At 68.7% G+C, this 7778-nt stretch carries 7 protein-coding genes and 2 pseudogenes; all 9 read right to left on the bottom strand.

Translation table 11 applies throughout. The features are described from left to right. Positions 1–231 (bottom strand): annotated as a pseudogene (locus tag CTA01S_RS15580) (hypothetical protein); the annotation flags it as partial. Positions 232–235: 4 nt separating this feature from the next. Then, positions 236–2932 (bottom strand): hypothetical protein, encoded by a 2697-nt coding sequence (locus CTA01S_RS15575; protein ID WP_062196785.1) that lies wholly within the window; start codon positions 2930–2932, stop codon positions 236–238. Next, positions 2932–3573, bottom strand: a complete 642-nt coding sequence (locus CTA01S_RS15570) for a DUF6441 family protein (protein ID WP_062196784.1) — start codon at positions 3571–3573, stop codon at positions 2932–2934. Before CTA01S_RS15570 ends, CTA01S_RS15575 begins: the two co-directional genes overlap by 1 nt. After that, positions 3570–3734: a hypothetical protein gene (locus tag CTA01S_RS16765; protein WP_198150902.1), complete on the bottom strand. Its 165-nt coding sequence runs from the start codon at positions 3732–3734 to the stop codon at positions 3570–3572. Before CTA01S_RS16765 ends, CTA01S_RS15570 begins: the two co-directional genes overlap by 4 nt. Before the next feature lie 29 nt (positions 3735–3763). Continuing rightward, positions 3764–4186, bottom strand: coding sequence for a DUF6631 family protein (locus CTA01S_RS15565; RefSeq protein WP_232301100.1), 423 nt, complete (start codon positions 4184–4186; stop codon positions 3764–3766). 155 nt (positions 4187–4341) lie between these two features. Continuing rightward, positions 4342–5364, bottom strand: coding sequence for a tyrosine-type recombinase/integrase (locus CTA01S_RS15560; protein WP_062196783.1), 1023 nt, complete (start codon positions 5362–5364; stop codon positions 4342–4344). Next, positions 5361–6266, bottom strand: coding sequence for a tyrosine-type recombinase/integrase (locus CTA01S_RS15555; RefSeq protein ID WP_062196782.1), 906 nt, complete (start codon positions 6264–6266; stop codon positions 5361–5363). The genes CTA01S_RS15560 and CTA01S_RS15555 overlap by 4 nt, the downstream gene beginning before the upstream one ends. After that, positions 6260–7507, bottom strand: a complete 1248-nt coding sequence (locus tag CTA01S_RS15550) for a site-specific integrase (RefSeq protein ID WP_198150901.1) — start codon at positions 7505–7507, stop codon at positions 6260–6262. The genes CTA01S_RS15555 and CTA01S_RS15550 overlap by 7 nt, the downstream gene beginning before the upstream one ends. A 154-nt stretch (positions 7508–7661) precedes the next feature. Then, positions 7662–7778 (bottom strand): annotated as a pseudogene (locus tag CTA01S_RS17090) (phage tail tube protein); the annotation flags it as partial.

The following is a 7778-nucleotide window of genomic DNA, read 5'->3' as shown; positions in this document are numbered from 1 at the left end:
CACAGCGGCACCCATGATGAGGCTGGTCTTGGTGGCATCGAGGTTCTTGACGTAGCCGCCGCCGGCACCTGCCGGCAGGCGCAGGGCGTAGGACGACGGCCGCCGGCCCTGGATGCGCATGGCCTGCGGCGAGAGATACGCCGCCTTGCCGCGCGCGAGCCACGGCAGGCCGAAGTCGTCCAGCTGCTGCGGGTCGTAATGGTCGAAACCGTCGATGAAGAGCAGGGCCATGGGGTCATCCTTGCAAGGCGGCACGGACCGCGCGGGCGTTGCGGCCGATGATGTTGAGGATCACCCGCTCGCCGGCGGGCGTTTGCAGGTGGTCGTACGTCACGCCCGGGTCGATGGCGTTGACGATGCGCACGGCCTGCTGCACCGGCGGCGGGGCGGGCGGCGCGCTCACCGGCGGCACCAGCCCGCCGGCGGCGAAGGCCAGGCGCTGCCCGTCCCACACGGGCGGGCTGCGCAGGCCATTGATCGCATCCAGGAACGCCACGCCCACGCGCTGCACGGCCGCCGCGCGCACCACGTACTCGCCGGCGGACAGCCGCGCGGGGATGGAATCGGAGGTGCCGGTCCCCGGGCCGGTGACGTAGCCGCCCGCGGCGAACTTCTTGATGTTGCCCAGCAGCGCCATGACGGCCGCGACCATCGCCACCATCGCGGCGATGGCCAGCCCCGGGCCCACGACGGGAATCGCGGCCTGCGAGGCGGCCGCCCCGGAGCCGGCTTCCGCCGCATTGGCGCTGACCTTGGCCGCCGCCTCGGCCTGCTTGGTCGCCACCGACTGCGCGGCCGCGGCGGTCTCGGCGGCCTGTTCCTGCTGGAGCAAGCCCAGCTTGACGGCGAGCATGCGCGCCTGCATCGCCACCCACTGCTGGAAGGGCTTGAGCACCATCTCTTGCAGGAAGGCGTCCGCGATGCTGCGGAAGATGTTGGAGAGCGCCTCGCGCAGGGATTGCGCGCCGCTGACGATCCCCTGCACCGCCTGCCCGAAGGCCTCGCCGATGCGGTTCCACACCGGGGCGAGTTCATCGGTGACCAGCCGCGTGCGCGCAAGCTCGTTGCGCCATGCCGCCACGCGCAGCACGGCTTCCGGCCCGATGGCCTGCGCGGCCTGCTCCAGCGCGGGCAGCAGGCGCTGCATCTCGGCAGCGGAGTCGCGCTGCAGGGCCACGATCTGCTGCCGCGCCTGGGCTTCGGTGAGCAGCCCGGCCTGGGTCTGGATCTGGATGCCCTCCTGCGCGTTGCGCAGCCGCTCGGTGACCTGCCGCCACTGCGCCTCGAGCGCCTCGAGATTGGCCTGCGCGGCCTTGACGTCGATCAGCCGGTCGATGATCGACACGCCATCGGCATCGCTCTCGGCCAGCAGGCGCGCGCGCAGGTCACGATAACTGCGCTCGATCGCGGCTCTGCGGTCCTGCGCCGTGTCGGTGCCGGTGAGCCTGGCCAGTTCCTCGCGCGCGGCGGCCAGCGCATCGGCCAGTTCGCGCTCGGCCTTGGCCGCGGCGCGGGCATTGCTCTGCTCGACGTCGGCGCGGCGGTTGTTGAGCGCGATCAGCTCGGCCTCGAGCCTGGCGACCTCGGCCTTGCCGCGCAGGCGCTCCTCCTCGCTCTTGCCGCCGGATGCCACCTGCCGGCTGCGGGCAAGCCGCTGCTGCGTGCGGGCGATCTCGGCGTCGATCTCCTGCTGCTCCAGCGCGGTCTTGCGGGCGTAGTAGTCGCGCAGGGAAACGAGCCGGTCTTCGAGCGCGGCGTCGAGCGCGGTTTGTTGGCGGCGCAAGCCGTCTTTGAGCAGGGTGAACTCGGCATCCATCTGCGCCTTGAGCAACTCGGCCCGGGCGCTCGCCGTGTCGCGGGTCTTGCCCGGCGTCGTGAGCCGCTGCAGCAGCGCCGGGTCGGCCTGCACCTTGGGCGCCTGGACCTCGAGGGGCTTGGGGTCGAACAGGCTGTCCCGGAACTCGGCCAGTTCGTCCAGGCGGCGCACGAGGCTGTCCTTGAGTTCGGCGATGATGGCCTTGGCCCCGGCGGTGTTGCCGCGCAGGGCCTCGACCGCCGCGGCCATGCCAGCGCCGATCGCCTCACCCAGGGCGACGAAGGCCTTGCCGACCGTGGCCGCGCCCAGCGCCAGGGTCTTGAGCACCAGCACGATGCCGTCCAGGATCGCGCGCAAGGCGCCGCCTTGCTTGGCCGACTCGACCATGCCGCCCGCCATCTCGTTCATCGCCGGCAGGAAGGCCTCGATCACCCGGTTGGCGATGCTGGTGGTGGCCAGCTTCACCTTGGCCAAGGCGTCGTTGAACGCCTCGGCCTGCGCAGCCGTTTGCCCGCCGATCTGCACGCCCAGCGCCTGCATCTCGCCGGTCAACGCCGCGATGCCTTCGCGCCCCTGGTTCAGGAAGGGGATGAGCTCGGCGCCGCTCTTGCCGAACAGTTGCACCGCCAGCGCCGACTTCTGCGCCCCGTCGGGCATGGCCTGGAAACGCTCGGCCAGATCGAGCAGCACCGCGTCGGTCGCGCGAAGCCGGCCGTCCTGGTCCTGGAACGCCACGCCGAGTGCCGCAAAGCGCCGGGCGGACGCCTCCGAGCCCGTGGCCGCCTCGAGCATCGCGGTGGCGAGCTTCTTGAGCCCGGTCTCGAAGGTCTGCGCCGAGACGCCGGAGAGTTCGGCCGCCGGCACCAGGGTGGAGAGCGACTCCACCGTGATGCCCACGCGCTGCGAGAGCTTGTTGAGCGCATCGGCCGACTCCAGCGCGGACTTGACCATGGCCCCGAGGCCCGCGGCCGACACCGCCACCCCGAGCCCGGCGAGCACGCCGTTGACGCTGCGGGCGGCATCGGCCAAGCCGCCCAAGCCCCGCTTGACCGAGTCGAAGGCGCCGCGCGTCTCATCGACGGCGCGGATGAGGATTTGGGCGCGGTTGTTTGCCATCAGGCTTGGTCCAGTTCCCGTTGAATCGCCCGCGCCAGTGCCGGCAAGGCGCCTTGCACGCCTGCCGCGAGATCGAACCGGCGCTTGAGATCCACCCGCCGCACCAGCACGGCGATCGCAATCTCCTGCCCGCGCTGCAGGCGCTTGACGCCGCTGCGCTCGCGCTCGGCGCGCTTGAAGCGGTTGAGCTGCGCGGCGTTTTCCTGGAGGTTTTCGGCCATCAGCAGCACGCGCCCGTTCTTCTCGACGAAGAAGGCGTTGCCCGAGCGCATCAGGCCGTCGATCACGGCCTTGAAGCGCTTGGGGCCGATCCGTCCCGGCAGCAGCGGGATCAACAGATTGCCGCTCACGGCGCCGCCTTGGGCGTGGATGTCCAGCCACGGGATGCGGCTGCCCACCCACAGCGCGGGCAGGCGCTCGGGCTTCTTGTCGAACACCTTGGTCTGCATCGACGAGACGAAGCTCGCGCGCCGCACCGCAAAGGCGCTGCGCATCTGGGCGCGCGCCACCTCGCGCACCTCACGGCCGCCTACCGCCATCCCCTTGGCCACCGCCGCGTGGATCGCCCGCCGCTGCTGCGTGCTCCAGGCCGAGAGCTGCCGCGGATCGAGCAGTCCGGAGGTGGCCAGCGTCAGTTTCATGGCCGCACGTCCTCCCACAACTCGCGTTGCAACCGCTCGATGGCCGCCCGGTCGCCCTGGGCGGCCACGGCGTGCAGGGCCAGCCGCAGGGCGAGCTGCTGCCGCTCGACCCGTGCGTCGGCCTCCAGCAAGGCCCGCGCCTGCGGCAGCGTGTAGCGCATCACCTCATCGAGCCGGTGCCCGGCGCGGATCAGGCGGGCAACCGCCTGGTCCCAGCCTGCATCTGCTCCAGGATCGGCGCCAGATGCTGCGCCGCGCCCTGGATCGCCGGCACCACCCGCCCCACGAAAAAATCCGCGTTCACCTCGAACACAGCTGCCGCGAGCGTCACGGCATCCTCCAGCGACAGATCGTTGATCCACGCCCGCTCGCGCCGGGTGGTGATGGCCAGCAGCTCCAGCACCGCCTCGCCGTGCCGGGCCAAGAGGTCGAGCCAATCCGGCTCGGCCGAGAGATCGGCGGCGATGGGTCGCACCGCGGAGAGGATCCGGGGCAACTCGCCCAGCCGGATCGGCGTGAGTTCCACGGCGGTGCCCGCCACCGTGACCACCCGGGGCACGGGCGGGAAGGTCGTGAAGTCGTCGCTGCCTGGGGTCATCGCACCCTCCTTCATCGCACCCTCCTTCACAGCAGCACCATTATGTGGAGTGGATGGTTATGCATTGCAGGTCTCCTTTCGGGTTGAAGTTACGGGGGTAGCGGGTTGGCGGGGCTGCGCATAAAAAGCGGTGTCATCCGACCCGTGCCAGACGACACCGCCCTGGACTGCTATCGTCGAGACGGATCGTCGGCATCGGCGAACGCACGCGGATGCAGAGAAGCGATCAGCGCATCGGTGGCCTTGAAGCGTCCGGTGCGCAGTGCCGGCGCCACGATGGACTCCAGTGCCTCCAGCTTCACGGACGGATCGGCCCGCGTGTAGATCTCGGTGGTCTGAATGCTTGCGTGCCCCAGCCACAGCGAGACCTTGCGCAGGTCCTTGGTCGCTTGCAGTACCGTCAGCGCGCAGGTGTGGCGCAACAAATGCGGCGATACCCGCTTCTGCGACAGCGACGGGCAGACGGCTGCTGCGGCACTGGCATGCTTGCCCAGGATGTACTCGAAACCGGAGCGCGTCATGACCTCACCGCGTGCGTTGACAAACAGATGGGATGACGGGACGGTTCCCCGCACCGCCAGCCAGGCGCGCACTGCCGTCGCGGTCTGCTTCCACAGCGGCAGACAGCGCTCCTTGCGCCCCTTGCCCTCGACGCGGATGCTGGCCTCCGGCTGCAGCCGCAAATCCGCCATCTGCAGGCCGACCAGTTCGGAGACGCGCAAGCCCGCCGCGAAGCACAGGTGCAGCATGGCGCGATCACGAATCCCCTCGCGGCTCGTGGGAGCCGGGGCATCCAGGATGGCCTGCATCTCTGCCACCGTCAGATGCTTGACCAGCCGGCTCTCCGTCTTCTTGGCAGGGATGGCCAGCACACGCTGAATCTGGTCGAGCGCCGCCGGCAGCCGGTACTGCATGAATCGCATGAACGACTTGATGGCCGCCAGACGGAGGTTCCGGGAATTTGCCCCGTTGCCGCGACGACGCTCGAGGTGGGCCAGGAAATCGGCCACCAGCGTGGCATCGATCTGTTCGAAACACAGCTTCGCCGGTGTGGTCTTGAGCCGCTCCGCCGCGAATTCGAACAGCAACTTGAAGGCGTAGGCATAGGACTCGCACGTGTTTCGACTGGCATCACGTTCCTCGATCAGGCGTTGCCGCAGAAACGCGGTGATGTGGGGAGCGATCGGGGTCATGACGCGCTCTCCACATAGTGCTCGCTACAGGATGCGATGTCCCGCAGCAACTCCGGGGTCGCCTGCAGATACCAGTAGGTCGCCGCCGCGTCCACGTGCCCGAGGTAGGTGGACAGCGCCACCATGTGGCGGGCAATCCGCTCACGTCCGTCCGGGCAGGCCAGGAGCGCTCTCACCGCGAAGGTGTGGCGCAATGAATGGGGTGAGATGCGTGGCAGGCCGGCGCCTTGGGGCAGGCCGATACGCTTGACCAAGTCGTGGAACACCCTGGTCACAGGTTCCCGGATCAGCGGTGTGCCCCGCAAGGACACGAACACATGGTCGTCGAGGGGCGCGAGTGCCTGCCTTTGCGACAGATATCGCTCAAGGGCGGTACGAGTACTGTCGTGCAGCGCCACCAGGCGGCTCTTGCGGAATTTGGTGTTGCGGATGAGCAGGCCGTCGGGCGTGATGTCCGAATGACGCAGCCGGATGGCCTCCGAGATCCGCAAGCCGGTGCAGGCGAGCAGGCCGAACAGGGTGCTGTAGGTTGCCCCTTGCAGCGGATTCTTGCCGTAACACCTCGCCGCCTGTAGCAGGCGCGCAATCTCATCCTGGCTCAGGATGTAGGGCGTCCGCCTCGGCCCGCGCGCGCCACCGAATGCCGGCGGCGGCACCTCGTGTCGCGGATCGTCCGCCCGGGCGTGCCGTGCAAACCGGGTGACGGCCCACAGACGGCGGGCGCGTTGCGGCACTTGGGCTGCCAGGCCGGCCCATTCGACGGCGGTGCTGGCACGCACGTAGTGCTCGCCTCTGGCATCGGCGTAAGCGGCGAAGCTGCGCAGAAGTCCGGCCTGTGCCTCGAATTTGAAACCGGCCGCCCGGCGTACCCTGATGTAGTCCTGCACGGTCCGGCTCAGCATGGCAACACCTCCGGCCACGGTTGCGCCAATTCGTGCAAGGCGATGACATCGACCTTGGCGTAGATCTGCGTGCTGACCACGGACTGGTGCCGCAGCACGGCCGCGATCTCATTCAGGCTTGCCCCCTGCCGCAGCATGGACGAGGCCGCCGAGTGCCGCAGCACATGTGCCGCCCCGTGCACCCGCGCGTCGACCCCGGCCCGTCGCAGTGCCAGCTTGGCGACGTCGGAGACGCCGCGCGCATCGCGGAACGGTCGGAACGGAGCGATTGCCCGCACGAAGACGCAATCGGAGGCGGTCGCTGGGCGTCCGCGCAACAGATAGTCCACGATGCCGTCGCCCACCTCCTGTGTCAGCGGCAGTAGCGTTTGCCGCCGGTTCTTGCCGCACACGCTGAGCGTGGCCCCACGCCAGTCGATGTCGGCAAGACGCAGTTGCACCACGTCGCCCGCGCGCAGTCCCATCCGCGCCAACAGCAGCACAATGGCCCGGTCCCGCTTGCCGACCGGTGTTCGGGTATCCGGACTGGCCAGTACGCGCTCGACCTCCTCCGGCTGCAGATACCGGGGCAGCGTAGACAGGCGCCAGTAGGCGATGTCCGGGATGGCCTCTTCCAGGCCGACTGGGCACTGACCATCGGCAACCAGGAAGCGGACGAACTGGCGCAGCGCCGTCGTCGTCGACTTCACCACGGCGTTCCCGCCATTGCGCCCCAGTTCGAGGGTGAAGCGCCGCAGGTAAGCGACATCGAGTTTGCGTGGATCATCGCCCAGATCCGCAAGCAGGTGACGCAGGCGATGGCGGTAGTCGCGCAGGGTGCGCTCGGAGATGCCCCGCTGCTCGCGCATCCAGCGACAGAAGCGCTCCCACAACACGGAGGTGACAGCGTTCTCAGTGTCGTGACGCGCAGTGCACAGCGCCTGCCCCTCGAGGTAGGCCGTAAAGGCACGGACACCACGCAAGAGCTTGTCGCGGTGCATGCCGGCAAAGCCGGCACAGCGACATCGTTGCAGATGCCGAGCGAACTGGCCCATGGCGGCGGGCCCGATCTCGCTGGGCGCAACCCCGCTTCGGTCAAGCCAGTACAGCAGGTGTGCCGCCGCACGCAGGTGCCGGCTTCCCTGACTGCGGGAATAGCCGCACTGGCTCAGATGGTCGGCAAAGGCATCAAGCAATTCGACGCCTGGATTGCTGCGCAAGCGAGCAACCTGCGGCGGCCAATGAAAGAACTGTTCGAGCATCGCGCTTCTCCTTTGGAATCCCCCGGCCGACGGGCCGGGCGGTTCCTCAGGTTTATGCGCAGTCCCTCCAACCCGCTACCCCCGTAACTTCAACCCGAAAGGAGACCTGCAATGCATAACCATCCACTCCACATAATGGTGCTTATGTCCTGAACTACATAAGCACCAGGCGGCCGAACTGGCCCAGTTCGCCGTCGGCGGGCTTGGAAAGATCCGCCAGCACCTGGCCGGAGAGTTCGAACTTCAGCAGTTCGTCGGTGATGATCGAGAG

The sequence above is a fragment of the Caldimonas taiwanensis NBRC 104434 genome (assembly GCF_001592165.1).
Classification (GTDB): Bacteria; Pseudomonadota; Gammaproteobacteria; order Burkholderiales; family Burkholderiaceae_C; genus Caldimonas; species Caldimonas manganoxidans.
Note: the sequence above shows the minus strand (reverse complement) of the source record. Positions and strands in the feature narration are given on the sequence as shown.

What these genes read in the sequence shown, in the direction of transcription:
- CTA01S_RS15575 (WP_062196785.1), bottom strand. Translation starts at nt 2,932, where the DNA reads ATGGCAAACAACCGCGCCCAAATCCTCATCCGCGCCGTCGATGAGACG.
- CTA01S_RS15570 (WP_062196784.1), bottom strand. Translation starts at nt 3,573, where the DNA reads ATGAAACTGACGCTGGCCACCTCCGGACTGCTCGATCCGCGGCAGCTC.
- CTA01S_RS16765 (WP_198150902.1), bottom strand. Translation starts at nt 3,734, where the DNA reads ATGCGCTACACGCTGCCGCAGGCGCGGGCCTTGCTGGAGGCCGACGCA.
- CTA01S_RS15565 (WP_232301100.1), bottom strand. Translation starts at nt 4,186, where the DNA reads ATGAAGGAGGGTGCGATGACCCCAGGCAGCGACGACTTCACGACCTTC.
- CTA01S_RS15560 (WP_062196783.1), bottom strand. Translation starts at nt 5,364, where the DNA reads ATGACCCCGATCGCTCCCCACATCACCGCGTTTCTGCGGCAACGCCTG.
- CTA01S_RS15555 (WP_062196782.1), bottom strand. Translation starts at nt 6,266, where the DNA reads ATGCTGAGCCGGACCGTGCAGGACTACATCAGGGTACGCCGGGCGGCC.
- CTA01S_RS15550 (WP_198150901.1), bottom strand. Translation starts at nt 7,507, where the DNA reads ATGCTCGAACAGTTCTTTCATTGGCCGCCGCAGGTTGCTCGCTTGCGC.